The 26,366-nt window shown below is 61.0% G+C and carries 24 protein-coding genes; 11 read left to right on the top strand and 13 right to left on the bottom strand.

Features of this window, described 5'->3' with window-relative positions; translation table 11 throughout:
• Nucleotides 1-169: 169 nt before the first annotated feature.
• From ACP26L_RS31565 to ACP26L_RS31550, 4 genes are all read left to right on the top strand, one after another.
• Nucleotides 170-724, top strand: coding sequence for a GNAT family N-acetyltransferase (locus tag ACP26L_RS31565; protein ID WP_426449533.1), 555 nt, complete (start codon nucleotides 170-172; stop codon nucleotides 722-724).
• Between the two features lie 16 nt (nucleotides 725-740).
• The gene (locus tag ACP26L_RS31560; protein ID WP_426449531.1) at nucleotides 741-2,099 is read left to right on the top strand and encodes a UTP--glucose-1-phosphate uridylyltransferase; all 1,359 of its coding nucleotides are present in this window, start codon (nucleotides 741-743) and stop codon (nucleotides 2,097-2,099) included.
• Between the two features lie 80 nt (nucleotides 2,100-2,179).
• A complete protein-coding gene (locus ACP26L_RS31555; protein ID WP_426449529.1) occupies nucleotides 2,180-3,340 on the top strand; it encodes an iron-containing alcohol dehydrogenase in 1,161 nt (386 codons plus the stop codon).
• Nucleotides 3,341-4,548: 1,208 nt separating this feature from the next.
• The gene (locus tag ACP26L_RS31550; RefSeq protein WP_426449527.1) at nucleotides 4,549-4,956 is read left to right on the top strand and encodes a hypothetical protein; all 408 of its coding nucleotides are present in this window, start codon (nucleotides 4,549-4,551) and stop codon (nucleotides 4,954-4,956) included.
• Nucleotides 4,957-5,036: 80 nt separating this feature from the next.
• Here the strand turns inward: ACP26L_RS31550 and ACP26L_RS31545 are convergent, their stop codons facing one another.
• A complete protein-coding gene (locus ACP26L_RS31545) occupies nucleotides 5,037-6,050 on the bottom strand; it encodes a GNAT family N-acetyltransferase (protein ID WP_426449525.1) in 1,014 nt (337 codons plus the stop codon).
• A 149-nt stretch (nucleotides 6,051-6,199) separates the two neighbouring features.
• The gene (locus ACP26L_RS31540; RefSeq protein WP_426449523.1) at nucleotides 6,200-6,496 is read right to left on the bottom strand and encodes a hypothetical protein; all 297 of its coding nucleotides are present in this window, start codon (nucleotides 6,494-6,496) and stop codon (nucleotides 6,200-6,202) included.
• A 277-nt stretch (nucleotides 6,497-6,773) separates the two neighbouring features.
• Between ACP26L_RS31540 and ACP26L_RS31535 the strand changes: the two genes are divergently transcribed.
• On the top strand, nucleotides 6,774-7,673 hold the full coding sequence (locus ACP26L_RS31535) for an aldo/keto reductase (RefSeq protein ID WP_426449521.1): 900 nt from the start codon (nucleotides 6,774-6,776) through the stop codon (nucleotides 7,671-7,673).
• Nucleotides 7,674-7,987: 314 nt separating this feature from the next.
• Here ACP26L_RS31535 and ACP26L_RS31530 read toward each other — a convergent pair whose 3' ends face one another.
• Together ACP26L_RS31530 and ACP26L_RS31525 are read right to left on the bottom strand one after the other, a co-directional pair.
• On the bottom strand, nucleotides 7,988-9,064 hold the full coding sequence (locus ACP26L_RS31530; RefSeq protein ID WP_426449520.1) for an MsnO8 family LLM class oxidoreductase: 1,077 nt from the start codon (nucleotides 9,062-9,064) through the stop codon (nucleotides 7,988-7,990).
• Nucleotides 9,061-9,453 (bottom strand): hypothetical protein, encoded by a 393-nt coding sequence (locus ACP26L_RS31525; RefSeq protein WP_426449519.1) that lies wholly within the window; start codon nucleotides 9,451-9,453, stop codon nucleotides 9,061-9,063. The genes ACP26L_RS31530 and ACP26L_RS31525 overlap by 4 nt, the downstream gene beginning before the upstream one ends.
• Before the next feature lie 509 nt (nucleotides 9,454-9,962).
• Between ACP26L_RS31525 and ACP26L_RS31520 the strand changes: the two genes are divergently transcribed.
• Nucleotides 9,963-11,036: a bifunctional 3-deoxy-7-phosphoheptulonate synthase/chorismate mutase gene (locus ACP26L_RS31520; protein WP_426449518.1), complete on the top strand. Its 1,074-nt coding sequence runs from the start codon at nucleotides 9,963-9,965 to the stop codon at nucleotides 11,034-11,036.
• A 74-nt stretch (nucleotides 11,037-11,110) separates the two neighbouring features.
• Here the strand turns inward: ACP26L_RS31520 and ACP26L_RS31515 are convergent, their stop codons facing one another.
• The 4 genes from ACP26L_RS31515 to ACP26L_RS31500 form a co-directional block, all read right to left on the bottom strand.
• On the bottom strand, nucleotides 11,111-11,569 hold the full coding sequence (locus ACP26L_RS31515) for an LIC_13387 family protein (protein WP_426449517.1): 459 nt from the start codon (nucleotides 11,567-11,569) through the stop codon (nucleotides 11,111-11,113).
• A 105-nt stretch (nucleotides 11,570-11,674) separates the two neighbouring features.
• Entirely contained in the window at nucleotides 11,675-11,938 is a 264-nt protein-coding gene (locus tag ACP26L_RS31510) for a hypothetical protein (RefSeq protein ID WP_426449516.1), read from the bottom strand.
• Nucleotides 11,939-11,957: 19 nt separating this feature from the next.
• Nucleotides 11,958-13,145, bottom strand: coding sequence for an ArsA family ATPase (locus tag ACP26L_RS31505; protein WP_426449515.1), 1,188 nt, complete (start codon nucleotides 13,143-13,145; stop codon nucleotides 11,958-11,960).
• 63 nt (nucleotides 13,146-13,208) lie between these two features.
• Nucleotides 13,209-13,685 carry a MarR family winged helix-turn-helix transcriptional regulator gene (locus tag ACP26L_RS31500; RefSeq protein ID WP_426449514.1) on the bottom strand — a complete coding sequence of 159 codons (477 nt, stop codon included), beginning with the start codon at nucleotides 13,683-13,685 and terminating at the stop codon, nucleotides 13,209-13,211.
• A gap of 251 nt (nucleotides 13,686-13,936) precedes the next feature.
• Between ACP26L_RS31500 and ACP26L_RS31495 the strand changes: the two genes are divergently transcribed.
• Together ACP26L_RS31495 and ACP26L_RS31490 are read left to right on the top strand one after the other, a co-directional pair.
• Complete coding sequence (locus ACP26L_RS31495; protein ID WP_426449513.1) at nucleotides 13,937-14,152, top strand: hypothetical protein; 216 nt, start codon at nucleotides 13,937-13,939, stop codon at nucleotides 14,150-14,152.
• A 343-nt stretch (nucleotides 14,153-14,495) separates the two neighbouring features.
• Nucleotides 14,496-16,145 carry a GGDEF domain-containing protein gene (locus ACP26L_RS31490; protein WP_426449512.1) on the top strand — a complete coding sequence of 550 codons (1,650 nt, stop codon included), beginning with the start codon at nucleotides 14,496-14,498 and terminating at the stop codon, nucleotides 16,143-16,145.
• A gap of 173 nt (nucleotides 16,146-16,318) precedes the next feature.
• Here the strand turns inward: ACP26L_RS31490 and ACP26L_RS31485 are convergent, their stop codons facing one another.
• From ACP26L_RS31485 to ACP26L_RS31475, 3 genes are read right to left on the bottom strand one after another with little or no spacing between them, the layout of a single operon-like run.
• On the bottom strand, nucleotides 16,319-17,239 hold the full coding sequence (locus tag ACP26L_RS31485; protein ID WP_426449511.1) for an ABC transporter substrate-binding protein: 921 nt from the start codon (nucleotides 17,237-17,239) through the stop codon (nucleotides 16,319-16,321).
• A gap of 58 nt (nucleotides 17,240-17,297) precedes the next feature.
• Nucleotides 17,298-18,311 (bottom strand): FecCD family ABC transporter permease, encoded by a 1,014-nt coding sequence (locus ACP26L_RS31480; protein WP_426449510.1) that lies wholly within the window; start codon nucleotides 18,309-18,311, stop codon nucleotides 17,298-17,300.
• A gap of 1 nt (nucleotide 18,312) precedes the next feature.
• Nucleotides 18,313-19,347, bottom strand: coding sequence for a FecCD family ABC transporter permease (locus ACP26L_RS31475; protein ID WP_426449509.1), 1,035 nt, complete (start codon nucleotides 19,345-19,347; stop codon nucleotides 18,313-18,315).
• 254 nt (nucleotides 19,348-19,601) lie between these two features.
• On the opposite strand from ACP26L_RS31475, the gene ACP26L_RS31470 reads away from it, so the two are divergent.
• Complete coding sequence (locus ACP26L_RS31470) at nucleotides 19,602-22,103, top strand: trypsin-like peptidase domain-containing protein (protein ID WP_426449508.1); 2,502 nt, start codon at nucleotides 19,602-19,604, stop codon at nucleotides 22,101-22,103.
• 375 nt (nucleotides 22,104-22,478) lie between these two features.
• On the opposite strand, the gene ACP26L_RS31465 is transcribed toward ACP26L_RS31470, so the two are convergent.
• The gene (locus ACP26L_RS31465; protein ID WP_426449507.1) at nucleotides 22,479-23,699 is read right to left on the bottom strand and encodes a YsnF/AvaK domain-containing protein; all 1,221 of its coding nucleotides are present in this window, start codon (nucleotides 23,697-23,699) and stop codon (nucleotides 22,479-22,481) included.
• A 205-nt stretch (nucleotides 23,700-23,904) separates the two neighbouring features.
• Here ACP26L_RS31465 and ACP26L_RS31460 point away from each other — a divergent pair, with 205 nt between their 5' ends.
• The gene (locus ACP26L_RS31460) at nucleotides 23,905-24,561 is read left to right on the top strand and encodes a Bax inhibitor-1/YccA family protein (RefSeq protein ID WP_426449505.1); all 657 of its coding nucleotides are present in this window, start codon (nucleotides 23,905-23,907) and stop codon (nucleotides 24,559-24,561) included.
• A gap of 311 nt (nucleotides 24,562-24,872) precedes the next feature.
• Entirely contained in the window at nucleotides 24,873-25,283 is a 411-nt protein-coding gene (locus ACP26L_RS31455; RefSeq protein WP_426449503.1) for a MerR family transcriptional regulator, read from the top strand.
• A 109-nt stretch (nucleotides 25,284-25,392) separates the two neighbouring features.
• On the opposite strand, the gene ACP26L_RS31450 is transcribed toward ACP26L_RS31455, so the two are convergent.
• The gene (locus ACP26L_RS31450) at nucleotides 25,393-26,364 is read right to left on the bottom strand and encodes an NAD(P)-dependent oxidoreductase (protein WP_426449502.1); all 972 of its coding nucleotides are present in this window, start codon (nucleotides 26,362-26,364) and stop codon (nucleotides 25,393-25,395) included.
• Nucleotides 26,365-26,366: the final 2 nt, after the last annotated feature.

Here is a 26,366-nt window from a genome sequence, read left to right as displayed (position 1 = left end):
AAGAGGCTGCCGGAAGAGGGCCGGACAGGCCGGGGGAGCGAATGGAGGGCCGCCGTTTGCGGATAGGGAGGTGCGTGCGACGGATGCCGGTGCTCAAGTCCGTACAGCGGGCGTACCGGTTTGGGTTCGCGGCGGACTTTCTGCTATGATGACAGGGGAGGGACGGCATATGGAACTGATAACCAAGGACGAATGGGACCCTCTGCTATGGGAGCGGCTGGAGCCTGTATACCACGAAGGCTTCCCCCCGCATGGCCGCAAGCCGGTAAAGGTCATCCGCAATGCCGTCGAACGGGGCGGAGGCTTCCTTCATGGCGGCGTGGAGCAGGGCGAAGTGGCTGCCATGGCGCTGACCGGCAGGCTGGGGGAGATCCGGGCGCTGCTGATCGATTACATCGCGGTGGCGCAGGCGGCGCGAAGCCAAGGGATGGGACGGCGGTTCCTGGACGCCATCAAGGCTTGGGCGAGAGCCCAGGGACTCGAGGGGATCGTGATTGAGATCGAATGCGAAGAGACTCCCGTGAACCGCAGACGCGCCTCCTTTTGGGAAAACAACGGATTTCAGCTGGTCGGGGACTATGTCCATCAATATATTTGGGTACCGGAGCCGTATCAGGCGATGGTGTTTGCCTTCGATGCTTCGGCGGAGCTGCTTCAGAGGGACGGGGCGACGCTGTTCCGCCTGATGGGCGGGTTTCATGCCAAGGCCTACCGGGGGACCTAAGGGGGAGAAAACGGCAATGAGCGCAAGCTACGAGGAGCTCTTGGAGCAGGCCTCCGCTTATGGGCAGGAGCATCTGCTCCGCTATTATCATGAACTGCGGCCGGAGGAGCAGGAGAGGCTGCTGGAGCAGGTCGGTGGGCTGGACTTCGGGCGGATGGCCAGGCTGTTCGGGAAGGCGGGGCAGCCTCCGGAGCTGACGGGTACGATCGAGCCCATCCGGGCCGTGCACTGGGTTGACTACAGCGACGCGGAACGCGAGCAGTTCGAGGAAGCCGGCTGGGAGCTGCTGCGCCAAGGGAAAGTCGGGGCGCTTGTGGTAGCCGGAGGCCAAGGCAGCCGGCTCGGTCATGAAGGGCCCAAGGGAACCTACGACATCGGGCTGCCGTCCGGCAAATCGCTGTTCCAGCTGCAGGCGGAGCGTCTGCTCAGGCTGTCGGCTCTCGCGGGGCGGACCGTGCCGTGGTACATCATGACGAGCCCGGAGAATCACGGGGCGACGACCGGCTTCTTCGAGGAGCACGGCCATTTCGGCTACCCGAAGGAAGATATCTTTTTCTTCGAGCAGGGGGTGCTGCCTGCGCTCGATGAGCACGGCCGGGTGCTCCTGGCGGCCAAGGGGGAAGTGTCTCTGGCGCCGAGCGGCAACGGGGAAGTGTTCGCCTCCATGAAGCATCGGGGGGCACTGGACGACCTGAAGCGCCGCGGGGTGGAGTGGCTCTTTTACTACAACGTGGACAATGCGCTGATCGCGATTGCGGACCCGGCGTTCGTCGGCGTGGCCGCGCACTTCAACCATCCTGTGGCGACCAAGGTCGTGGAGAAGGCGTACCCGGAGGAAAAGGTGGGCATTCTGTGCCGCAGGAACGGCCGTCCGGCCGTTGTCGAGTATACGGATGTGCCGCCCGAGCTGATGTATGAGCGGGACAGCCGGAGCCGGTATGTGTATGGGCTCGGCAATATCTCGATCCACCTGTTCCGCACGGATTTCATCGAAGCCCAGGCGGAGACGGACCTGCCGTACCATGCGGCCCACAAAAAGATCCGGACGCTGGACAGCGCCGGAGAGCCTTACACCCCGCAGGAGCCCAACGCGTACAAGTTCGAGCGGTTTATTTTCGACTTTTTCCCTCTTATGGAGGAGATGACGGTGCTGCGGATGGCCCGGGAGCGGGAGTTCGCCCCGGTGAAGAACAAGGAGGGGGCCGATAGCCCGGCCACGGCCCGGGAGCTCGTGCTTGCGCTGCATCAGCGCTGGCTGCTGGACGCGGGAGTTCAGCCATCCCGGCTGGAAGGACGGGAGATCGAGATTTCCCCGCTCGACTCTTACGGCGGCGAGGGACTGACGGAGGACGTGCTGAGGAAGTACGGCTTGTAATATTTTTGGCGGATTCGGGTAATGGTACAGGGGTCCGTTTTCTGGAAAGCCCAATGATGATAGAGATAGGAGAGAAGCTCATGAATACATTTACATTTCACAATCCGACGAAGCTGATCTTCGGCAAAGGCACGCTGGAGCAGCTCCGCACGCAGGTGCCGCAGGGCAGCACGGTGCTGCTCGTCTATGGCGGAGGCAGCATCAAACGCAATGGTGTCTATGATGGCGTCCTCGGACACCTGAAGGAGCTGGGGGCGAAGGTGCACGAGCTGAGCGGTGTGGAGCCGAATCCGCGGCTGACCACGGTGCACCGGGGCGTGGAGATCTGCCGCAGCGAAGGTGTGAATTTCATCCTTGCCGTAGGCGGAGGGAGCGTCATCGATTGCACGAAGGCGATTGCAGTCGGGGCGAAATACGAGGGCGACGTCTGGGAGATCATCACCCGCAAGGCGGCGGCTCATGATGCGCTGCCGTTCGGTACCGTGCTCACGCTGGCCGCGACCGGCTCCGAGATGAACTCGGGCTCGGTCATCACGAACTGGGAGACGAAAGAGAAGTTCGGCTGGGGCTCCCCGCATACCTTCCCGCGGTTCTCGATTCTCGATCCGGAGTTCACCTTCTCCGTGCCGCGGGACCAGACGGTGTACGGCATGGTCGACATCATGTCGCACGTGTTCGAGACCTACTTCAACCACACGGGCAACAGTCCGGTACAGGACGGCTTCTGCGAGACGATCCTGCGCACGGTGATCCATACGGCGCCAAAGCTGCTTCAGGATCTGGCGAGCTTCGAACACCGTGAGACGATCCTCTACAGCGGCACGATGGCGCTGAACGGCGTACTGGCCATGGGCGTCCGCGGCGACTGGGCGACGCACAATATCGAGCACGCGGTCAGCGCGGTGTACGACATCCCGCACGGCGGCGGCCTCGCCATCCTGTTCCCGAACTGGATGGAGCATGTGCTGGACAGCGGCGTAGGCCGGTTCAAGCAGATGGCGGTCAACGTCTTCGGCGTCGATCCGTCCGGCAAATCCGACCGCGAGGCGGCGCTCGAGGGCATCGCGGCGCTGCGCGCGTTCTGGACCTCCATCGGCGCCCCGAGCCGCCTCGCCGATTACAAGATCGGCGACGACCGTCTCGAGGAGATGGCCGACAAGGCGATGGTGTACGGGCCGTTCGGCCACTTCCAGAAGCTGGACCGCGAGGACGTACTGGCGATCTACCGCAGGTCGCTGTAAGCTCAAGGGAGCTGCCGCCAGCGGGGCAGTACAGCAGCGGGAGAGCCTTTCGGGGCCGCAAGGGCGGGAGTATCAAGGCTGGGCTGGAGGGCAGAAGGCTAGAGGCTGGAAGGCTGAGGTGCAGCAGTGCTGGAGACGGAAGGCTGAGATGCCGCAGCGCTGGAGGGCAGAGGGCTAGAGGCAGAAGGCTGAGATGCCGCAGCGTCAGAGGGCAGAAGGCTGGAGGAGTGGGAGCATACTTCCCCGTCTCTGTTTCACAGCAGGGCGGCATGTGTCACGTCATCTCTTGAGTGTCGCAACCAAGGGTATAAGGGCAGAAGGGCTGCAGGACAAAAGGCTAGATGGCGTGGGGGACGGGTACACCCTTCAGTCCACAGCAGAGCGGCAAAGTTTTCACGGCATCTCTCGAGCGTCGCCGTCAAGGATTGGGGGCTGCTTGAACGGGCTGCAAACCGCCGGCGTTTGTCCTGATCCAGGATCCTACCCTGAGCCCGCCTTAGTAGGCATACGTGAACACTTGCGTTCTCTTCAGGAGGCTGTCGCGGGAAGAACGCGCTGGTCGTAAAGAGGAAATGGCTTTTTAGCGGAACTCAGGTTCCTTATCCGGCTCAGGGAAAGGCCTGATTTACAGATAGCGGAACTGAGGTTCGCTATTTGGACTGATCGGGGGGCTTGGGGGTGAATTCAAGACCGATAAGACATCTGAGTTCCGTTATATCTCGGGAAATGCCGGGAAATACTCGGATAAGGCATTGGAGTTCCGTTATTTTTTAGAAGAGTTCCCCCTGAGGATGTTGGATGGTTTGCCTAAAAGCTGCCATGGGCCGAACGCTCTTCAGACTTGGCATACATGGGATCAAGCACCTCTGCTAACAGGCAGGGGTGTTTGACGTGCCGCCGGACCTCGGGGGATACGTCTTATATGATACCGCAGACTGGGAGGTGTTAGTTACTGCTGGTTGTGGCCGCCGGAGTGCAGATCCGTGCGGAGACAGCCGGGGGCTTGTGCCAGTGGCCACCGGACAACCGAAGCAGTTAGGCCGCGGCGGCCTCCCCATTCCCAAGAATACTGCAGGGCAGTGTTCCTGTGCTTCACACCGTCCGGAGGTTAGAATGGGTGCGGGCTTCCTGGCGGCTCCCCATACAGAAGGGGATGGCTTGGCATACACTACTGTGTACCTACAATGACCAGCAAAGGAGAATGCGATATGCCGACAAAGAACATTCAGGGTTGTCCGATGCCGCGCCCGATCACTTTGCAGCAGAGGCTTCGACTGTTACTGGGAAAGAAGGTCACCGTGTTTTCTCCCGGCTTCCCCAAGCTGACACGTACGGTTGGGGTGCTGACCGCCGTTTCCCAGAGGAATTTTAAGGTAGGCCGCCGGGTATTCGATTTTGACACGTCGTTTTACATCGTCCACGGACGGAGGACCAGCCAGCGGCTGCCGTATGAAGTGGTGGCCACGGCTGAGGACATCGGCAGTCTTACCGGCAAGCTGCTCTTCGTGGGGCGGGGCTTCGTGGAATTCATCCAGGTTCCGGGGCGCCGCGTTCCGACGATCTTCCCGCTGAACCAGTTTACAAGCGTCACCTGCAGTAAAGAAGGGGAAGAATAAGCGGCAGCGCAGTAGATCGGGACAAGATTCAGTTCATACAGCGGCACCCCCGGGGAACATGGCTCCGGGGGTGTTTGGCGTCATACGGAGGCCGGGGTCTGCGCCCCCTGAGGCAGCCGCTTGACGACCTTGTACATGCCGGGCACCGCGACAAAACCAAGCCGGTCCCGGTTGATCCGCAGCATCGGGGCGTTCAACGAATCGTTATGGGTGCGCATATAAGCTGCCCCGCGTTCCAGAGCATGCTGGATCGTGCGGACCTTCAGCGCCAGGGCGATGCCCTTCCCGCGGTAGGCGCGGCGGACGGCCGTGTATTCGTGATACATGCTGGAGGTGGCTTCAAAATGAACCAGGCTCGCCACCCCGGCAAACGTGTCGCCGTCCAGAGCGATAAAGATCTGAGCAGGGCTTGCACCCGGCAGGTCCAGTGTCCATTTGCGCCATTCGCTGCGACTGAAATAATCGCCGCTGAACCCGGGGATGTCGAAAGCGGTCTCACGGTACAGCTCGTAGAGCCGGGCTTCGGCTTCGTCTCCCGGCAGGTCTGCCAAAGTAACGACATGCAGGCCATGATCGCTCAGGCGCCGCAGGGCAGGAAGGCGCGGCTCCAGATCAAACGCCGGAAGCTCGAGCACGGATTCGAACGAATGACGCTCGATCTCGTAATGCCGGGCGAGGGCGAAGCGCAGCGAGGCTTCGCTTTGCTCACGGATCTCGTAATTGATCTTGGAGGCGCCGACCTCGTAGGCCCACTGCTCGAACCGGTCGTACAGGTGCTGTCCGGCTCCTTGGCTGCGGTGGTCCGGGGAGACGATGAGCAGATTGTTGAGCTCGCCGGGGGCCGTCCACGGGGCTCGCCAGGAGATGCCGTAAGCGACAGGCACATCCTGCTCATCGACGGCGACGAGTCGATATCGGTCGTGGCCGGTGAGCCGGCCCTGGTCGTCCCGGCCGAGATTGCCGTGGGCAGGGATTTTGGAATCTTCCAGTGCGAGGTTCTCCGCTGTGGTCGGTTCGGAGAAAGCGTGGCTGAGCAGCTCGGCAATGGCCGGGTAATCCTGCGGAAGACGCAGCTTGCGGATCGAATATTTCATGGATACACCTCGGTTTTGGGATGGGGATCATAAAATAGAAAAAGAAATATGGACGATATTACCAATATTTCCATCTTACCACATGCACGCCGGCAGGTCATGGGGGAGATTGGTTATACCTTTTTTGTGCAGGATGTGGAGTGCTCCGGTCATAGCTGCCAGATGACATACCCGAGCCAGCCGAACAGGCAGCAGACCGGAAGAATGGGCAGCGAAGCAGCCCAGAGCGGCGCTTTTCGCAGCAGCAGCCAGGCCGCACCGATATAGCCCATGGGGAACAGCAGGCCCCACCCGAGGAACCTTGGAGTCATGGCCAAGTAAAGACAGGTCGGGACGATGCACAGCGCGGCGGCATACAGCAGGGCAGGGGAGCGCAGGACGAGACCGGACAGGGCCAGCGGGACGGATAAAATGACCAACGGCCAAGTGAACAGGGTCAGCATCATCGTAACACCTCCAAATCAAAAGTGGGAGACCCGAGCCTGGGCGGCACAGGATAATCTCTACAGAGCCTGCGGCAGCAAGCCTGCAGCAGGGATTGACGACGATGAAGATAGAGCTACTGAGGAGACTTCGGTCGGTATGAGCCACTCCACTCTCCAAGAAAGCGCCGGATAGGAGGCCTATCGTACTACATAATAGACGATGGCAAAGAGGGAAAGGAAACGTTTGCCAAGCCCTGTGGGGGGTAATAAATACGGAAACCTTGCGGAGGTGAAAACCATGGAACAGCGAACATTCGGCAGAACGGATATGAAGGTGTCGGTGCTTGGTTTTGGCGGAGCGACGATTGGGCTGGAGGATACGCCTCCAGATGAGGTGAAGAAGCTGCTGAACACGGCACTGGAGCTGGGCGTCAATGTGATCGATACGTCGGCGAGCTACTTGAGCAGCGAGGAGCTGATCGGACAAGCCGTCTCTCACCGGCGGCAGGACTATTACCTGTTCAGCAAGTGCGGCGAAGGCACTTCGGTCGGTCTGGAGTATCCGGATTGGGACCCGAGGAACGTCCGGCCCAGTGTGGAACGCAGCCTGAAGCGTCTGCAGACGGATTATCTGGATCTGATTCTGATCCACAGCTGTACCGAAGCGGTGCTGCGTCAGGGGGGACTCGTGGAGGAGGTCAAAAAGCTGAAGCGCGACGGCCTCGTCCGCTATATCGGCTACAGCGGCGACAGCACGGATATGCTGTATGCGCTGGAGCTTGGGTTCTTCGACGCGATCGAGACGTCGGTGAACTTCGCGGACCAGGAGGCTCTCGAGATGACGCTGGGACGTGCGGCCCGGGATGGGCTGGGCGTGATAGCGAAGCGTCCGGTGGCTAACGTCGCCTGGAGCCGGGGGAAGGAGGAGCCGAACAACCCGGACGAGTACAGGGAACGGCTGGACAAGCTGAACTACCCGTTCCTCGAGAAGTCGCCGGAGGAGATCTTGGAGACGGCATTGCGCTTCACCCTGTCGGTACCGGGCGTGCACACGGCCATTGTCGGGACAACGAAGGAAGAGCATCTGCGCAGCAATATCGAGATGGCGGCCCAAGGCCCGCTCCCTGAGGCAAAGATGCGCGAGATCCGGGAGCGCTGGCAGTCCGTGCGGGAGCCGGCGTGGGCGGGCTTGAAGTAAGCCGACAGGCAGTGCGGGGGTGACGGACGAAGGCTGTATGAAATGTGCTGAAAACATCACGGCCTGCCGGTAGTTCTCCCCGGCAGGCCGTTTTTGCTGAAATCAAAAAAGGAACTTCGGTGCGCTATTCATCGAAATCAGAGTCGCATGAAGTAAGTAGAGGAACTCTGATTTCCTATCTTCCGGATCAGGCAGCCTGCGTCACCCTACAGAAGCGCCTTGTAGAACCTGCCGCACCATGGATAAGCTTTTCCGGCAGGCCGCTTTCTACCGGCAGCTTCCAGCAACAAGCAGCATGCGGTCTGATTGCCGGCCTACGCCAAAATGGCCTGCGCCAGCAGCTCGTAGGAGCGCAGCCGCTGCTCATAGTGCGGGACCGGGGTGACGACGAGGAACTCGTCCACACTGTACTCCGCCGCCATGGCCTCGAGCCGGGCCTTCACCTGCTGCGGCGTGCCGGCCAGGAGCCTGCGCTCCTCCGCCGGATCGGGCTCGCCCCCAGGCGCAAGGCCCGCCGGCAGAGGAGCGGCCTGCTGAGCCTTCGCATCCTCCGCCCCAGCGCTCACCGCCCCAGCGTCCGCTAGGCCTCCGCCGGCCTCCGCCCCAGCGCCGGCTCCCGCCGAGCCGCTTCCGCCGCGAGCGGTCTCCCCGGCCCCGGGCCGGAACGCCCGCTGCCCTTCGGCGGCCAGACGCCGGGCCTCGGCCTCGGTCTCGGCGCAGACTACGCCTACGGCCACAATCGCCTGCGGCCGGGGAGCACGCTCCGAGGGCCGGTAGGCCTGCCGGTACGCGGCCAGCGTCTCAGCTGCATCCTGGTCGCTCATGAACTGGCCGAAGACATAGCCGGTCCCGTGTTCCGCGGCGAGCTCCGCGCTCTTGCGGTTCGTGCCGAGCAGCCAGACCTCCGGCGGGATGCCGGGCATCGGCCGCGCCGTGACCGGCTCGTTCTCCACGCGGAAGGTGCCTTGGAGCAGCTGAAGCAGGCTGCGGAGGGTGTCCGGAAGCTGCCGGACACCCTCCAGGAAGTTGCCGCTCAGCGCAATCGCCGCGTGGGCGGACCCGCCGGGAGCCCGGCCGAGACCGAGATCGATGCGCCCCGGGTAGAGGGCGGCGAGCATGTTGAACGTCTCGGCGACCTTCATCGCTTTGTAATGCGGCAGGAGGAGCGCGCCGGTGCCGAGGCGGATCGTCTGCGTCTGTGCGCCGATATGTGCAAGAAGCACCTCGGGCGCCGTGCAGGCGAGGCCCGGCAGGTCGTGATGCTCGGCCGCCCAATAGCGGTGGCAGCCAAGCGCTTCGGCCGTCCGTGCGAGCCGCAGGGCTTGCCCAAGTGCCCCGGCATTATCGGTACCCTGCAATACAGGGACAAGATCAAGAACGCTGAGCTTCATCGTTTATCCCCCGGAATTTTGATCCCCCAGATCGTATCCTTCTTGTGCCGCGACGCTTCCTCCAGGGCGGGCAGCCGCGGGTCCTGCGGGTAATGCTGCTGCAGGAAGACCGTGAACGCCCCCGTAAAGTCGATCTCCTGATTGAGCTGATTATAATCCGACGGGTAGCTCTCCAGCAGCGGCAGCCACCGGTCCCACTCACCGAGTTCTCCGGCGGAAGCTTGTCCTTCCCGCACCCGTCCGGTCAGCCGCCGGAGCTCTCTCGTCGCCTCCCCGAGACGTCCCGTTCCGCGGTACACCCGGTTGACGATATATAACACGAGGCACAGGGCTGCAAAAGCCAGCCAAATGAGCGTATCCTTCATGAAGTTCACCTTGCGCTTTCCCATAGTCGTGATCCGCTTCCAGTATATCACGTTTGCCGTAGCGGAACCCATCCTCCCCATGCATATCCCGGTATTCCTATGTCTCTTCACTGCGATGAAGCAAATCTGCGTTAAATCATGTTCTTGCGCCATTCGGCCTGGACGGGGTACAATCCTTTCAAATCATTCCCAAAAGGCAATGAAGGAAAGAGTAAGCGGACCGGATTTCATGACAGGGACGGCGTGCCGGAGACTGAGAGCACCCGATCGAAGCCCGCCGCCGAAGTTCACTCCCGAGCCGGTTCCTGAAGCGTCCGCCCCGAATTCCCTCAAGCGGCCGACGTCTAGGGTCTCCCGTATGCCCTGCGTTAAAGGGACCAAAGTGAGAAGAACGCGGGCTCCCCCGCCCATTTGGCGGCAGATCGGCGCTTCTTCTAATAAGGGTGGTACCACGGCTCCTCGTCCCTTGCGGCGGGGGGCTTTTTGTGTTTTTCCATATTCATATTTAAAGTGGCAAAGGAGAGGTACGACGAATGGGACAAGCAAGGCTGGATGAACTCAGAGGAAGATTGGACGAAATCAACGGGGTGCTGCTGGAGCTGCTGTCGGAGCGGGCGAGGCTTGCTCAGGAGATCGGGCAGGAGAAGGAGCTGCAGGGCGTGCCGAAGTTTGATCCCGTACGCGAAAAAGCCATGCTCGAGGATCTCGTCTCCCGCAATCAGGGGCCGTTCTCCCATGAAACGGTGCGCCATCTGTTCAAGCAGATTTTCCAGGCTTCGCTGAGTCTGCAGCAGACCGATCATAAGAAGCAGCTGCTCGTCTCTCGCAAGAAGCAAAAAGAAGACACCATCGTCGAGCTGGCCGGCGTGTCCATAGGAGGCGGCCGTCCGGTTATGGTGGCGGGGCCGTGCTCGGTCGAGAGCTACGAGCAGGTGCGCCAGGTGGCTGCCGCCCTGAAGGAAGCGGGGGTCACGGTCATGCGGGGAGGGGCGTTCAAGCCGAGAACGTCACCGTATGATTTTCAGGGGCTCGGCATCGAAGGGCTCAAGATTCTGAAGGAAGTGGCATCGGAGTTCGGCCTGAAGACGATCAGCGAGATCGTGGACCCGGCGCATGTCGGGCTGGCGTCCGAATACATCGACGTCATCCAGATCGGCGCACGCAACATGCAGAATTTCGAGCTGCTGAAGGCGGCCGGCGAGGTGCGCACGCCGATCCTGCTCAAGCGCGGCCTTGCTGCGACGATCGATGAGTTCCTGCATGCGGCGGAATACATCCTGGCCGGCGGCAATACGCAGGTGATGCTCATCGAACGGGGGATCCGCACGTATGAGAGAGCGACCCGCAATACGCTCGATATCTCGGCCGTGCCGATCTTGAAGCAGGAGAGCCACCTGCCGGTGCTCGTCGACGTCACGCATTCCACGGGCCGCAAGGACATTCTCGCGCCGTGCGCCAAAGCGGCCATCGCAGCCGGCGCCGACGGCATTATGGTGGAGGTCCACCCGGACCCGGCCACCGCGCTGTCCGATGCGGCGCAGCAGCTGAACATTGAGGAGTTCCACCGGTTCTATGCGGAAGTCACGCGGGCGGGTTGGGGCATGTAACGACAAAAGACGCTTTAGACCCAAGCAGTACAGAAAGCCCGTTCCGCCATCATGGCAGGACGGGCTTTCTGCTGTTAGGATGGCAAGCGCTGGGATCGCACATAACAGAGCGCATACCCCGCCAGAGCCAGCACGAAAAACGATGTGGCCAGCAGATGGAAATAGACCAGCGACAAGGCCGTCAGCAGCAGGCAGGCGACAGCGTTGAACAGTGCGGCCGCGCGCAGGGCAGGAAGAGGGAGGGAGCGGGAGACGAGCAGGTTCAGGGTGCCCAGCAGGATGAGGAGACAGCCCATGGTCAGACTGAAGCCGTCATAGAACTTCAGCAGACTGTGTGTACCGATCAGATCGATCTTATACTCCTTCATGCTTTGATACACCGGGCTGCTCTGCCGGCGGACCACGTTCAGCATGGAGCCGGATACAAACACCGCGTTGTGGAGCAGCCCGAGCAGGATGACCAGCCACGAAGCCAGGGTATACCATCGCTGGGCATGGGGGGCCGGACGGACGTGCGAAGCTGGGGTCAGCATAAAAAATCACCGTCTCTTTCCTTCATTAAATAGAGAAAATCAACTAGAGAAAATCGATTGGTCAGGGAGACCCTGACATGCGAGTGTGCGTTCCTGTACAGGGGTTCAGTCCTCGATGGGAATCGTGCCGTCGGTTCCGTGCGCATCCCGGTGCTTCCCCGGTCCTTGGGCTGCAGCCCCTTGTCCCCCCGGCCTCTCCTGCGTCCTCTCGATCGCTTCGTCGATCAGCGAGCGGATGCCGAGCAGGGCTTCCCTTCGCGCCGAGCGGAAGTGGGAGCGGGTCTGCTCCGGAATCGCTTCGTTCAGCACTTCTTCCTGCAGCTCCATCAGCGTATCGAGCAGGCGGGCGGTTAGCGGTGTTTTTGCCATTGTACCAAGCCTCCTTCCTCTAGGATTCATCTCCAGCCCGTTCTCCGAAGCGGATCGAGAGCTTGCCGTCCACGAAGCGGGCGCCGGCAATCGGGCAGCCGAGCAGCATGCGGGGGAGCAGCACCTTGCGCTTATAGGGGCCGGCCTGGATTGTCAGCTCGTCACCCTTCTGGCTGAGCTGCAGCTCCTCCTTGGCGGCGAAGGGCAGGGTAATGTCGAGATGGCGCTCCCCGTTCTCAATGCGCAGCTCCTGAATATTGCCCTGGTACAGCACCTCGCGGGGATTGTGCTCCGCGAAGGCGGCGTCGCCGACCCGGCGGAGCATCTCCAGTCCATGCACCTCGGAGGGCATCAGCGGAATCCGCAGAATGGGCAGCGGGGCGAAGCAGGCGCGGATCTCCTCCTCGTACTTCCCGTGCACTTCGCGCCAGGCGGCCCAGTAGCCCGTGCCGGCTTCCTCGGGAAGGACCCGGTTGACGATGACGGCATCGGTGCGGAAGCCGAAAAGATTCAGGTACGTGAAGGTGCGACGGGCTTCGGCCACGACCATCTTCTCGGGGTTCATAACGATGCGGACCGTCGTCGTCTCCGGCTGGAGAAGAAGCTCCTGAAGCTCTTCGAGCTCGCGGACGAAGGCTTCGATGGAGTCCATGACCTGGTCGCTCGGCAGCTCCAGGTTTCCGCGGGTGACCGCCTTGGCGACCGGCCGCACGAGTTTGACCAGCCGGCGCTCGTAGGGGAAGATCTTGTCGATCCACCAGCCGAGGAGCTGCGGGTAGCTCAGCAGCCGGATCGTCTCGCCGGTAGGGGCGCAGTCGACGATGAGGCAGTCGTACCGGCCGCTCTGCGCATGCTCCTTGATCCGCAGGAGGCTGAAGAGCTCCTCCATGCCGGGGAAGACGAGCATCTCCTCCGTCGTAATGTCGCTGAGCTTCGCCCACTGCAGCATGCCCTGCAGCCAGCTCTGAACCGAACCCCAGCGCTTCTCAGTCTCCCGCAGGGAGTCGATCTCCTGCGCCCACAGGCACTCGGCCACCAGGGCGGGTTCACTGCCGAGCGGGATGCCGAACGAGTCGGAGAGGCTGTGCGCCGCATCCGTGCTCATGACGAGGGTCCTGCAGCCCTGCGAGGCCAGCTTCAGACCTGTGGCTGCGGCCGCGCTGGTTTTGCCGACGCCGCCTTTGCCGGTATAGATGAGAATGCGCATATGATCCGCTCCTTTGATATTATTACGATTTCGTACTAATTGAGCAAAAAAAGAGGCCGGCTCTCAGTCCTCTATGCTGATTTTCCGAAAAGCCGGCTTCTCCGCTTCGGTCTGCTCCCGGGTACCGTCCTGCAGCGCTTTGGCGATCTTGAGGAACAGCGTGAAGAACTGTTCGGTCTCTCCGGGGGTCAGGACCTCTTCGATCCGCTTCAGATAGGCGGCCATCGTTGCCTTGGCCTGGGACGCCATCTCCCGGCCTTCCGCGGTCAGATCCACCAGCGTAATCCGCTGGTCGACGGGCGATGGCCGGCGGGCGATGAGGCCTTTTTTCTCCAGACGTTTGGCCAGCGAGGTCAGCGTACTGAGCGGCGCTCCCAGCTGGACCGCCAGCTCGGACATCGTCAGCTCTCCGCGCAGCAGAAGCAGCAGCAGGGCGGTCAGCTCGGAGCGGTTGACTTTCTTCTCGAGGTCGGCGGCATCGGCGAACAGGCTTAAGGGACGCAGGCCATTCCTTAGAAAAAGCTCCAGCAGCTGATCCATGATGTGTTCCTCCAGTGGCTACGAAATGGAAATATGAACTGCCATCAGATTACTACGAAATCGTACTATTGACAAGGGGGATTTGGAAAATGGGTGGATGTGGCGATGATGCGTTGAATAAGCTGGGACAGGATGCGGTGTCTCTGGGCCGCGGTCCTCTTGGATTTTAAGGCCGGACATGGTATTTTGGTGGGGTGCCCCTGCGTCAGACGGAGGAGTTACGATTCTAACGAAATAAGGAGTTTCCTGCCATGGCCTATAACCGCCGTCTAGAGACGGATCAGGATTTTCAGGAAGCCCTGGAGCGGCAGGTGCCGATCCGGGTATTCAAGGACGATCATGTCATTGATGCGGGAGGCTGTGTCATCCGCTTCGACGATACGACGGTCGTCATCCAGTCCGGCGTCTCCGAGCTGGCCTATCATCCGCGGAAGGGCTGCGAATTTTTCGGTATGAAAAAGCGGTAGGACTTCTGTACTGCAGCCCGCCCCCCTTGGACAAGCTGCGATCCGGCATACCGGGACTGCAGCTTGTTTGAATATGCATAAGGGGGCGCCCGCAGACTTTCAATCCAGGCATGTGTCTTTTATATAAACGATGCACCGGCCTTAAAGCGGGTGGCGAAGTTCGGGTGATCCCGCACCTGCTTTTGTTTCAAAATCCGCCCGGAGGCTGAAGTAAGAGAAGCGGGAACGCGTCTGGTATTATGGAACGGCTTGCAGATGGGGGATTGGAAGATGTTACAATGGAATCGAGTAGGTAAAATGGACTATATTCTCGTTGCTTTCTGGGTCGAAGGGCGGTAGTATTATGGAGAAAACACCATCGATCCGACCACCCGAAGGGCATGATGACCATATGTTTGAAACGGCCTTGCTTTACCGCAAGCTGACGCCCTCGTTCCTGCGTCCGGCTGTATGGTTTCTTGTTTTTTTTACTCCGTTCTATTGGGTGATGCTCCTTCTGGTGCCTGCGTCCCTGAAGGGAACGGCAGCCGATATCCTCAGCCCGCTTGGGGCGGCCGGCGCCCTGTGGATTATTTGGAAAGGAATGAAGTCCAAGGGTCCGGGGGAGCGCAGGCGCTGGCAGTTCTTTTTTATCGGAAGCTGCATTTACCTCGTCCTCGAGTGCCTATGGAGGGGGACCGATCTGCTGGTCTGGAAGGGCCACAGCCCTATCTCTTCTGTCTACGATGTTCTCTATGTGTTCATTCCCTTATGTTATTTTGTCGGCATTATTTATTCCCTGAATCGACCCGGCCGTTCCGACGTTTTGCGGGTCTTGTTCGATCTTGTCATTATTATGGCTGTTGCCTGTACGCTGGAGTGGCAATTTCTGCTGGCTCCGTACCTGACGGGGGCCTCCGATTCCGAGAAGGGGTCCATGATACTATCTTTCCTGTATCCGGTGCTGGCAGCCGGCGGCTGGATCGGGTGTCTGCTGTTCTATCTGCGCTATCGCGAGCACAGCCGCAGGAATGTCGGGGAGCTGTGCGCCATAGGAGCCGTCGGATGCTGGACTGCGGCGAATCATCTCTATTTTATCCAGAATATACAGGGCAATTATGCATCAGGAAGCTGGGTCGATCCGCTCTGGTCGCTCGGACTTCATCTGCTTGCCCTGGCCTCGATCCTGCCGGATTCACCGCGGACCTCCCCCGCCAAAGCCCGCCCCAAGACCCAACGGATCGAGCACCGGCTGCAAACGCTGCTGCCTTACCTGGCCGCCGGCACCTTGATCTGCTTCGTCCTCTTCGAATTCAAGCGGTGGCAGCCGCTGACGATTGGCATGATGGTTACCACTCTGCTGGTGCTGGCCCGTCAGGTGGTGGTGATTGTAAGCTACGAGAAGCTCCTCGGCGTCGTCTCCCGTTCGCACGACGAGCTGGAGCGGCTGCACCGCGAGAATCTGTATCATAAGGAACAGCTGGAGCGGACGATCGGGCAGCTGAACGAGCTGAACGCTTCCCGCGAAGCGGAGGCCCGCACGGACTTCCTGACGGGGCTGAGCAACCGCCGCAGCATTAACGAATGGCTGCACAGGCATGCGGCAGCCCAGCGCAGGCTGAGTGTGGTGCTGCTCGACGTCGATCATTTCAAAAGGATCAACGATACGTATGGCCACGATACGGGGGATGTCGTGCTTGCCGAGATCAGCCGCCTGCTTAGGGACTCCGCCGGACCGGCGGATCTGGTGGGCCGCTTCGGCGGAGAAGAGTTCATCGTGCTGCTTCCAGATGCGGGACCCGAGCAGACCGCAGTCTTCGCCGAGCGGCTCCGCCAGCGGGTTGCCGGGCATTCGTTCCAATACATCCCGGGCGGCCCGGAACGGGTGACGGTATCCATCGGCATTACCGTATGGAACGGGGAGAAGGATGATATTCCGGCGATGCTGAAGCGTGCCGACCGTAGCTTATACATGGCCAAGCGTCAGGGGCGCAATACGGTCGTCAGCATGTAAGAAGAGGCTGTCCGGGAAGGTTCCGGGCAGCCTCTTCTGTTTGGTGCAAAGGGATCGATGCGGGGCGTGCAGGGCTGGGAGCGCCAAGCCTGCGGATGCAGGGTGCAATGCTCGGCGGGCAGCCGTTCATTCCGCAGCGGAGCGGGGGCCCCCCGGCCCTGCAGCCTGCGCGCTTACTTGGAGAACATCTTCTCCGCCTCGTCAAGCGACATCTTGCTGCCGAGAGCGGAGTAATCGAGCCACGGCTGCTCGGGAATCAGATACACGTGGCCTGCCTTCACGGCCTTGAGCCCCTGCCACAGCGGGTTGCTCTGCAGCTGTTCGAACACTTTCTTGGCGTCATCCTCCACGTTGACGATCACAAAGATCGCATCGGGGTTATAATCCGGCAGCACTTCCTGCGAGATGACTTCGTAAGCCTTATTGATCTTCTCGACGCCTTGGGCAGGCTTCAGTCCGAGGTCCTTGAAGAGCAGCGGCCCCAGCGGGCGGGCCATGCCCATGACGCGCAGCTCCTTGGCCGAGATGCGGATGGCCATAGCCGTGCCGCCCCCGATTTTTGTCTGGATCAAGGCGCGGACCTTCTCCGCCTGTTTCTCATACGCGGCGATGAAAGCCTCCGCCTGGGCTTCGCGGTGCACGCTCTTCCCGATGAGCTTCAGGTGATCCCGCCAGGTGCCCTCGTCGAGCGAGATGACTTCGGTCTTGGCGATTTTCTCATAGCTCGAGAGGTCTTTGCCGGCGAACGCTTCATCCGCATAGATGGTCTCGGGCTTCAGGGCCAGCAGAGCTTCCATATCCGGCTCTGCGGCTACGCCGAGCTTCTTCGTGTCCTTCAGACGGTCAGCCACATGGGGCAGGAAATCCTTGGCTTTGCCCCCAAGGACCGAGCCGGCGGGCGTAATGCCAAGGGCCAGCAGGTTGTTCGTCAGGTGGATGGACAGGGAGGCGACCCGCGGCTGTGCGGCAGCCGTCTGCTCTGCAGCGGCCTTCGGCTGAGGGGCTTCCGCCGGCTGGGCCGCTGGGGTGCCGCAGGCGGCCAGTCCGAGCAGGGAGAGGATGGTGAGCATCAAAGCAGGCTTTTTCATAGACATCGGATTCGGGTCTCCTTCTGTATGACTGTATTCTAGTGGGAAAGCCTCCAAGCTTTCCTTATTTGGTGCGTGTGAGCAGGTATAGAAAATAGGGCGCACCGACGGCGGCAACCACCACTCCTGCCGGGATGGAGCTGGGCAGGAACAGCGTGCGGCCCGCCGTGTCGGCTGCTGTGAGAACCGTCATGCCGATAAGGCCGGCCAGCGGCAGCAGGTGCTGGTGCGAGTTCCCGGCAAGTCTGCGCGCCAGCTGGGGAGCGAGCAGGCCGAGGAAGCCGATCCCGCCGGCCATCGCCACGCTTGCGCTGGACAGGGCGACGGCCGCAAGCAGCAGCAGGATGCGCTGCCGGTTCACCGGCAGTCCGATCCCGGCCGCTACCTCGTCGCCAAGCGAGAAGGCATTCAGGGCCCGGGCCTGCAGCAGTGTATACGGCACGAATACGGCGATCCAGGGGAGCAGCGCGGCCGCATGCTCCGGGGCGCGGCCCCATACGCTGCCGGCCAGCCAACGGGAGGCGAAAGCATATGTATCCTCATCGAGCTGAAGCGAGAGGAAGAGCGTCAGTGCGCTGAAGCCGGCGGCGACGGCGATGCCCGTGAGGATCAGCCGGATCGGAGTCATGCCGAGCCGGCGGTCGTAGGCCAGCAGCAGGATGAGCCCTGCGCTCAGCACGGCGCCTCCGAACGCGAATAAAGGAATGAGCAGCGACACCGGTCCCTTCATGGAGGCGAAGAACGAGACGAAGATCATGAGTCCGAACCCCGCCCCGGCGTTCAGTCCCAGAATGCCGGGGTCCGCCAGCGCGTTGCGCGAGAGACCCTGCAGGATCGCCCCGGAGATCCCGAGGCCTATACCGGCCATCGCCGTGACAAGGATGCGGGGCAGCCGGTATTCGAACAGGACCAGGTTCTCGTCCGGGCTGCCGAAACCAAGCAGCGTGCGAAGAACGCTCAGAGGAGGGATGCTCATCGATCCGGTATTCAGGGAGAGGAGCACGACACAGGCGCCAAGGGCGGCCAGCGCCGCACCGGCAGTCCAGGCCCGCCTCCCTTTGGCCGTGAATGAGACCATGCTAGAGACCGCTCCTTTCTTTGCGGGCGAGATACAGGAAGAACGGAACGCCGATCATCGCCACCATGACCCCGAGCGCCAGCTCCCGGGGCGGGTTCACCGTCCGGGCGGCGAGATCCGCCAGCACGAGCAGCAGGGCGCCGAGCAGTGCGGAGAGCGGCAGGAGGCGCCGGTAATCACCGCCGGTCAGCTTGCGCGCCATATGCGGGATGACCAGTCCGACGAAGCCGACGGGGCCGACGGCGGACACGGAAGCGCCGGCGAGCAGCACCGCCGTGCCGATGGCAAGCACCCGAACGCGGCCGGTCTTGATCCCAAGGCCCGACGCGGTTTCCTCTCCCAGGGAGAGGAGGGAGACGGAGCGGGCGAGAGGGATGGTGAAGACGAGGGCGGCGAGAATCACGGGGGCCAGCAGCCGCAGATGCATCCACTTGATGCCTGCGGCGCCTCCCGCATACCAGAACGCCAGATCCTGGCTCAGTTCATAATAGATGGCGATCCCCTCGCACAGGGAGCCGAGCAGGGCGGCCACTACTGAACCTGCGACCGTCAGCCGCAGCGGAGTCAGTCCCCCGGGAACCGAGGAGGCCAGCAGATAGATGACGAGGGTGCTGCACACGGCCCCCCCGAAGGCAAGTGCGATCATGCCGGCATACGGGAGATTCGGGAAGAAGGCGAAGCTGAGCGCCACCGCCAGCATGGCCCCCGAATTGATGCCGAGTATCCCCGGATCGGCCAGGGAGTTGCGGGTGACGCCCTGCATAAGCGCACCGGCCACCGCGAAGGCGGCGCCCAGCAGCGCGGCGCCGAGCACACGGGGCAGGCGCAGCTCGTGGATAATCTGATGGGCCGGAAGCGCCCGATCATACGAGACAACCGCATCCCATACCGCAGCGAAGGTCATCTCCTTGGCTCCGAAAGAGACCGCAAAGAACAGGGACAAGAGGAGTCCGAGCAGGGCGGCAGTGAAGACCAGGCTGTGCAGGGTCCGGGATAGGCGGATGCGGCCGGCGGCAGAGAAGGAGGAGCTGTTCATATCGCAGGCCCCTTTGGCTATGTATTAACGATAATAATTCTCATTATCAATTACCGATTATAAGGGGGGATATCTTCCATTGCAATATCCAATTGTCGAAGAACCGGATCATTTTCATAGGTAAGTAGAATGATAGCCCTGAAACAGGCGGAAACTACCAGGTATAAAGTCCTATTTTCTCTATTGCCAAGCCTACGGTGCTGTGATAGATTTTAGTAGCTATGGAAACTTGAAGCGGGGAGAATCAGCGTAAGATGAAGACAACAAAGAGTTGGGGTACGAAAGTAATGCATGCTTCCGCAGCGGCGCTGCTCCTGGCAGCTCTGGCGGGACCTTCGGCCGTGTTTGCCGAGACGGCGGCAGCGGCCAAGACCGGCAATGCGGCGGTCATCGAGAAGACGACGTCCTCGGTCGTCGCCATCATCGGTAAGCCGGGCGAAGGCAAAAAGGTGGAGAGCCGCTATCAGCTCGCGCATGGAACGGGAGTCATTGTGCGCAGCGAGGGGTACATTCTGACCAATGCGCATGTCGTCAAGGATATGCGCAATATCACCGTCGTGACCTCGGACGGGAAGTCCTATGCGGGCCGCACCACGCATTACGACGAAGAGAGCGATCTGGCCCTCGTCAAGATTGAGGCAGCCGGACTGACGCCGGCTACCTTCGCCTCGGCGTCCGACATTCAGGTAGGGGAGCAGGTCATGGCGATCGGCACGCCGCTTTCGTTTGCTCTGCGCAATTCGGTAACATCGGGGATTGTGAGCGGGATGGAGCGCTCGGTTCACTCGTCCTACAGCCTGATCCAGACGGACGCGGCGATCAACCCCGGCAACAGCGGCGGAGCCCTCGTCAACATGAAGGGTGAGGTGATCGGGATCAACACCCTGAAGTATGTGGAATACGGGGTGGACAGCCTGGGCTTCGCGATTCCGGTGGATACGGTGCAGCATGTGCTCGAGCATTTCTTCAAGTACGGCAAGGTGAAGCGTCCTTATCTCGGGGTGGAGCTCAGCGAGAGCTGGGAAGCGGTCGTTGGCATTCCTTCCGGCAGCGGGCTGGAGGTAACGTATGTGGAGGCCGATTCGCCGGCGGCGAAGGCGGGACTCAAGAAGGGCGATATCGTGCAGTCCATCGGCCAGACCGGCGTTCACACGCTGGTCGGCTACAACGAAGCACTGAAGAAGTATCTGCCGGAGGAGAAGATTGGTCTTACGCTGCTCTCCGGAGGCCAGTCGAAGACCGTCGAGGTTGTGCTCGGCGAGGTGAAGACGGCTGACGTCAAGCTCGTCCAAGATGCTGCCGGTTCGTATATCGACTCGGACCAGGGCAAGACGCGGATCGGGGACAGCCACTACGGCTGGTCCATGAGATATCCGGCCGGTCTGATCCAGATGAACCAGTCCGATGAAGGCTCCGTGACTTTCCGGGATGCGAAGGAAGAGTATGCCATCAGCGTTCGCGTCGAAGAGAACCAGAGCACGGATCTGTCTCCTTACGGCCTGCTCCGCAAGCTGGACGGCGAAGCCGAAACCGTGCTGGAGAAGCGCTATGTGGAGGAGGGCTCCCAGCCTTACGCCAAGCTGGTGGGCAAGACCGACGGGGAGTATTATTACCAGGCCAGGGCCTTCCATAAGGGGGACAAAGTGTATTACCTCACCCTGGTGGTTTCGGAAGAGGCGAATTACCAGAACAACGCGAAGCGCAGCTCCTATGAAGACCTGCTTGATACGTTCACGCTGGCCTTCGACAAACAGGACAAGGCGCTCAAGGATATTTCCTCCTATGAAGACAAGAATACGATCGCGACGGAATACGGGCTCTCCTTTGACCTTCCTGCGGATTGGGAAGAGAACTATGGGGAAGGAATGAGCTATTCCCACAGTGAAGCGGGCGTGGATCTTTCCGTACGGGTGAGCTCCGCCGCGTCGGGCGATACGGTCAAAGACTGGGCGCTCCGGGACGAGGAACGGTTCAAGCAGCGGTTCGTGGAAGAGTACCGCGAGGTCGAAGCTCCGGTGGAGACCACCGTGGACGGCGTGCCGGCCCTGAGCCAGAAGTTCTCCTATACGATGGGTGACGAATGGCAGCATGCGGTCGTTCTGTACATCTTCAAAGACAAGTACAAGTACGAGCTGCAGTTCGAGTATACCGAAGGGGATGACCAGGAGGCTGCGGAGAAGACGATCGCGGACCTTACCGCCTCGGTTCATTTCCCGAAGGACAGCATGAACGCATCCATCGGCTTTATCCAGGATGAGAACGAGCTTCTGAAGGATACGGATACGGTGACCGTCACCAGCGAGAAGTATGGGTATTCCATTGTTGTACCGGAAGATTGGACCACCTCCAGCCGGGAGGATTTTGACGGCCGGTACGCCGAGTATCTCAGCAAGCTGGGCCTGGGCCGTTCGTTCTTCTTCTACGGCGGCAGCATCAAGCTTACGGCCGTGGAGGACGGCAAGCTGGCGGAGACGGTCAGCACCATAGAGCAGGAGCACCAGACGAATCACGGGATCGATGCGGATTACGTATATACCGTAAGCGATGAGTCGATCTCCGGTCTGCCGGTGAAGAAGTTCGCCCTGCAGTATATAAGCAGGGATATTCCTTACACGCTCAATCAATATGTGTTCGAGAAAAGCGGAGTGGTGTACACTCTCGAAGTGCGGGTCAATGAAGCGGTGAAGACGGATGCGCTGTGGGCGCAGATCCAGAAGGCCGTCGGCTCGATCACGTTCCAGGACACGAAGAAGTAAGCGGCGTCTCTGCCGTTAAGCCCCCATCGCTCACAGAGCGGCGGGGGCTTTCTATATTCCGTGAACCGCCGGGCTGTTCCGTGAATGCGTCCTACTTCATTTTATCCAGTGCCACATGGAAACAGGGTCATGAGCAGCCTTTGTTGAAAATAAGAATATAGATCTCACGAGACCGCAGGTCCCAAGGGGAATTGGTCACCTCTACAGGATGAAGCGGCAGGCCTGAAGATTATTCCAGACGGGAACGCGCGGGACCTTAGGAACGCCCACCAGGAGGCAATCCTGATAGATGGAGAATGCCTTCGAAACCGCCAAAAGCCGTTCCTCCCAGGGGGAGGAACGGCTTGGCTGAACCACTGTTGCGGACAACGATGGTTATCGGCGGTTGCGGTTGATGAGCTCTTCGTCGGTATCGACGAGATCGCCCTTCACCCGGGTCTCGCCCGTGCTGTCGATCACGGCTTCTTCCCGCTTCACCGTATCGGATACTTGGCGGTTTTCTGTGACTTCCCGCTTGCCGATCGCGACCTCACCGGTAACGACCGGCTTCTTGGTGACTTCCACGCGCTCTTCCGTCACCGGAATGCGGATGACTTCATCCTCGCCGAGCGGAGTGTTGTCCGTGCGGCCGTCCGTGACGTCACGGCGCTCGATGTACACTTCCTCGCGGCTCACCGGCACGTTGATCGTCTGCTGCTCCTCGATGACTTCCTTACGCACGCTGACTTCACCGGACTGCACGCGCTGTTTGTCCACCTGCAGACGCTCTTCACGCAGACGCAGCTCGCGCTCTTCTTCGGTTTCGTTCAGAGGGGCGTTCAGGTTCGAGCGGTTCAGGTCCGCCGTGGCCGTACCGTCAAGAGACTGGCCGTAGACGCTGACATTCGCGGTATCCGCATTGCCGACATACGGACGGTCCACTTCACCGTCGAGGCGGTCTACCGCGTCGGCCGTCTTATCGGCGGCGCTGCCTACCGCATCCTTCGTTTTCTCCCAGCCGCGCTCGATCGCATCGCCTGCACGGTCGGCGGTACGACCAATCGCATCACCGGCGCGCTCCAGGGCGCTGTCGCTGTCCGCACGGTAGGCATAGTCCGTGCCGTAGCGTTCAGCGTTCAGCGAGTTGTTGGAACGGAACGTACCGAAGGCGTGCTCGTCACGTACGGCGTCGGACTCTACGAGCACCAGGATCTTGCCTTCCTGGACGTAGGCGTCGTAGTCACGCGCTTCGTCTTCCGGGATTCCGAGGCCGATCAGGCCGCCCACGATCCCGCCGGCACCGGCACCCACCGCTGCGCCCGTCAGCGCCGCCGCGATAGGGCCGGCTGCGATAATCGGACCTACGCCCGGAATCGCCAGTGCCCCAATCCCCGCCAGCAGGCCGGTTACTCCGCCGAGCATCCCGCCGGCTGCGGCACCTGTAGCGACGCCTTCCTCCGCTTTCGAACCCGTCTCGTCCTCGATCAGGTCGAGTCCGCCGCGGTTTTTGCCGACAACGGAGATATCGTCCGCACTGTACCCTTGGTCCTTCAGCTGGTCAATGACGCGAATCGCTTCTTCTTCCGTATTGAATACCCCGACAATTTGCTTGCTCATTTGAATAACCTCCCATACCGTCAATTGGATTGTGGGGCCCCTCATCCAGCAGCCCTCTCACGATTACGCTATGTATTTACCCCTGCTTGTCCCGCCTCAAACAAAGACCGGAGGGCGGAGGCATAACCGTTCTATTGACGTAATATAAAATAGACAAGATAATGAAAGCAGTTCATGATATGGAAAAAGGAGGCTGTCTCATCTCATGCAGCAGCAAACGTTAACGTATTCGGACCGGGGGAGCTTGGGTCTTATTCTCCGCATGTTCTCCGTGTCCCTGCTCGTGTCCTTCGTGGGCACCCTGCTCGGCGCGGTCTTCGTGCCGCCGGCCCTGGTGCCGGCCTTCATTGTGGCCGAGCTGGTGATGCTCGTGGCCGCATTCGTCCTCCGGATGAGGGGCAGACACATCGGCTACGGGTTCCTCTATAGCTTCACCGCCATCTCGGGTGTAGCTCTGTATCCGGTCATCATGCATTATGGCGGCGTCCTTGGCGCCAACATCGTGTCCGGCGCCTTCTTCGCCACCACGGTGATCTTCGGCGCTCTGGCCTGGTACGCGTACCGTTCGAAGAGCAGCTTCTCGTTCCTCGGCGGCTTCCTGTTTGCCGGCACGATCGGCCTGATCCTGATGAGCGTGATCGCCATCTTCGTTCCGATGGGTCCTGCGGTCAATCTGGTCTGGTCGACGCTGGGCATTCTGATCTTCAGCGGATGGGTGCTCTATGACGTAGCCCAGTACCGTGACGGAGTGGAGCCGGAGGAAGTGCCGCTGGCCGCACTGAACATGTACCTCAATTTCATCAACCTGTTCCTCTACATTCTGCGCTTCCTTGCGGCGATTGCCGGCTGGAACCGGGATTAAGCGGGAATCCATATCAGGCATGCGGCGGTCCTTCGGAGTAATCCGGGGGACCGCTTTTTTGGTATAGAGCTGTGGCGACGCGGCTGCTGCCGTCCCATCCGATGTAGTCCCGTCCGATGGGCGAAAAACCAGTCCGGCCGCCTCGCGCCTGTGCTTCCCCGGCCGCTTCGTCATCTTCCTCATTTGCAGATGTTCAGGTATTCCCTTTCGTGTGAGCTGGAAGCCCGTTTTTTTGCATCCAAAAGCAGCCGAAGCGGTTTCCGGATGGATCCACCCTGGGGTACAATGGGGGAACAAGGAGGGATACGGAGATGAGGATAGGGGAGCTGTCGAGAATAACCGGGGCCAGTACCCGTTCGATCCGGCACTATGAGAAGAAGAACATTCTCGCATCCGTGCGCCAAGGCAATGATTACCGGGAGTTCGATGCATCCGCGGTGGAACGGATCCGGATCATCCAGCTTTACCTCGGGCTGGGCCTGACGGCGGAGCAGATCGAGAATATACTCCGGGGCGAGAACAGTGGACCGGAGGAGTACGAATTCTGTGAGGAGATGCTGGAGCTGTACAGGCGGAAGGCGGAGCAGATTCAGGAGCAGATCCTGGCCCTGGATGTGGTGAGGCAGCGGTTGGACCGCCAGATCGAATCGATGCTGGACCGAAAAAGAGCCAGGGAAAGAGAAGACGAGAGGGCTGGAGCGCAGCAAACCTCACCGGCCTGATGTCTTTTGATGACCAAAGAGCCCCCGATCCGGCAAGGATGGGGGCAGGCTGCAGGGCGGAGAGCTGGCGATGCCGATCCGTACGACGGGGTTCCGCCGAAGCGTTGGTTTAGGGCGTTCCCTCCGGAATGGAATGTTCGGAAGGCTGCGGCAAGAAAGCGGCGTTCTGTAAAGATGTCTTCTCCAGGAGAGCGGCCAGGCGTGAAAAATCATCCTTTCCATACCCTCTGTCAACGGCCGTCCGGACCCAGGCTCCGGCTGCTTTCATCACGCCGGCATCGATACCGTGGTCTGCCGAGGCTTCGATGATGTGGTCCATTCCCGCTGCGGCGGAGCTCAGGTTGGATTTGTCGCCAGGATGGTGCCCCACCTCCAAGTGAGCGGCCATGTATTCCATAATGTCCGGCAGAATGGAGGCGATGCCCTTGGCGTATGCCGCGAACTCCCGCGGGGCGATCTGCTCGGCGCGGGCCAGGGCCAGAGCATGGGTATATCCGCTCATCGCCGTCCAGAAGACATCGAGCAGGGCCACATCATAGGCGGCGGCCCGGCCGGGGTCAGACCCGAGATACGTAGCGGTGCCGCCAATAGCCGCAAGTGACGGCCGGGAAGTCTCATACAGGGCTTCCGGACCGCTGTACAGCACGACCGCTGCGGGCGTGCCGATGGTCGGCGTAGGGGTCATGATCGCCCCGTCGAGATAATCGATTCCCTTTCCGGCCGCCCAGGCGGCCATCGTCCGGGCGCGCGAGGGGGTGTCGGCCGTCAGGTTCACGAAGGTGCGGCCGGCCATCGCCCGAGCGGCCGGTCCGAGCAGGGTGCGGACAACGTGATAGTCCAGAACGCAGACGACCACGAGCGGGCTGGCCGAGACGGCGGCGTGGATGCTGTCCGCGAGGGAGGCCCCCAGCTCCAGGAGCGCACCCGCCTTCCCGGCCGTCCGGTTCCACACCGTGACGCGGTGGCCGCTGCGGAGGAAGGCGCCGGCCAGCGCCCGGCCCATGGGTCCGAGGCCGATCACGGTGACGGGCGGACGCTCCTCATGGTTCTGTTCAGCCTGCAGCTGATCGTTGCTCAGCATTG

Source organism: Paenibacillus sp. S-38, from assembly GCF_049942825.1.
Lineage (GTDB): Bacteria > Bacillota > Bacilli > Paenibacillales > NBRC-103111 > Paenibacillus_G.
The sequence above is the reverse complement of the archived record's forward strand: the minus strand, read 5'-3'. Positions and strand labels throughout refer to the sequence as shown.

What these genes read in the sequence shown, in the direction of transcription:
- ACP26L_RS31565 (WP_426449533.1), top strand. Translation starts at nt 170, where the DNA reads ATGGAACTGATAACCAAGGACGAATGGGACCCTCTGCTATGGGAGCGG.
- ACP26L_RS31560 (WP_426449531.1), top strand. Translation starts at nt 741, where the DNA reads ATGAGCGCAAGCTACGAGGAGCTCTTGGAGCAGGCCTCCGCTTATGGG.
- ACP26L_RS31555 (WP_426449529.1), top strand. Translation starts at nt 2,180, where the DNA reads ATGAATACATTTACATTTCACAATCCGACGAAGCTGATCTTCGGCAAA.
- ACP26L_RS31550 (WP_426449527.1), top strand. Translation starts at nt 4,549, where the DNA reads ATGCCGACAAAGAACATTCAGGGTTGTCCGATGCCGCGCCCGATCACT.
- ACP26L_RS31545 (WP_426449525.1), bottom strand. Translation starts at nt 6,050, where the DNA reads ATGAAATATTCGATCCGCAAGCTGCGTCTTCCGCAGGATTACCCGGCC.
- ACP26L_RS31540 (WP_426449523.1), bottom strand. Translation starts at nt 6,496, where the DNA reads ATGATGCTGACCCTGTTCACTTGGCCGTTGGTCATTTTATCCGTCCCG.
- ACP26L_RS31535 (WP_426449521.1), top strand. Translation starts at nt 6,774, where the DNA reads ATGGAACAGCGAACATTCGGCAGAACGGATATGAAGGTGTCGGTGCTT.
- ACP26L_RS31530 (WP_426449520.1), bottom strand. Translation starts at nt 9,064, where the DNA reads ATGAAGCTCAGCGTTCTTGATCTTGTCCCTGTATTGCAGGGTACCGAT.
- ACP26L_RS31525 (WP_426449519.1), bottom strand. Translation starts at nt 9,453, where the DNA reads ATGGGAAAGCGCAAGGTGAACTTCATGAAGGATACGCTCATTTGGCTG.
- ACP26L_RS31520 (WP_426449518.1), top strand. Translation starts at nt 9,963, where the DNA reads ATGGGACAAGCAAGGCTGGATGAACTCAGAGGAAGATTGGACGAAATC.
- ACP26L_RS31515 (WP_426449517.1), bottom strand. Translation starts at nt 11,569, where the DNA reads ATGCTGACCCCAGCTTCGCACGTCCGTCCGGCCCCCCATGCCCAGCGA.
- ACP26L_RS31510 (WP_426449516.1), bottom strand. Translation starts at nt 11,938, where the DNA reads ATGGCAAAAACACCGCTAACCGCCCGCCTGCTCGATACGCTGATGGAG.
- ACP26L_RS31505 (WP_426449515.1), bottom strand. Translation starts at nt 13,145, where the DNA reads ATGCGCATTCTCATCTATACCGGCAAAGGCGGCGTCGGCAAAACCAGC.
- ACP26L_RS31500 (WP_426449514.1), bottom strand. Translation starts at nt 13,685, where the DNA reads ATGGATCAGCTGCTGGAGCTTTTTCTAAGGAATGGCCTGCGTCCCTTA.
- ACP26L_RS31495 (WP_426449513.1), top strand. Translation starts at nt 13,937, where the DNA reads ATGGCCTATAACCGCCGTCTAGAGACGGATCAGGATTTTCAGGAAGCC.
- ACP26L_RS31490 (WP_426449512.1), top strand. Translation starts at nt 14,496, where the DNA reads ATGGAGAAAACACCATCGATCCGACCACCCGAAGGGCATGATGACCAT.
- ACP26L_RS31485 (WP_426449511.1), bottom strand. Translation starts at nt 17,239, where the DNA reads ATGTCTATGAAAAAGCCTGCTTTGATGCTCACCATCCTCTCCCTGCTC.
- ACP26L_RS31480 (WP_426449510.1), bottom strand. Translation starts at nt 18,311, where the DNA reads ATGGTCTCATTCACGGCCAAAGGGAGGCGGGCCTGGACTGCCGGTGCG.
- ACP26L_RS31475 (WP_426449509.1), bottom strand. Translation starts at nt 19,347, where the DNA reads ATGAACAGCTCCTCCTTCTCTGCCGCCGGCCGCATCCGCCTATCCCGG.
- ACP26L_RS31470 (WP_426449508.1), top strand. Translation starts at nt 19,602, where the DNA reads ATGAAGACAACAAAGAGTTGGGGTACGAAAGTAATGCATGCTTCCGCA.
- ACP26L_RS31465 (WP_426449507.1), bottom strand. Translation starts at nt 23,699, where the DNA reads ATGAGCAAGCAAATTGTCGGGGTATTCAATACGGAAGAAGAAGCGATT.
- ACP26L_RS31460 (WP_426449505.1), top strand. Translation starts at nt 23,905, where the DNA reads ATGCAGCAGCAAACGTTAACGTATTCGGACCGGGGGAGCTTGGGTCTT.
- ACP26L_RS31455 (WP_426449503.1), top strand. Translation starts at nt 24,873, where the DNA reads ATGAGGATAGGGGAGCTGTCGAGAATAACCGGGGCCAGTACCCGTTCG.
- ACP26L_RS31450 (WP_426449502.1), bottom strand. Translation starts at nt 26,364, where the DNA reads ATGCTGAGCAACGATCAGCTGCAGGCTGAACAGAACCATGAGGAGCGT.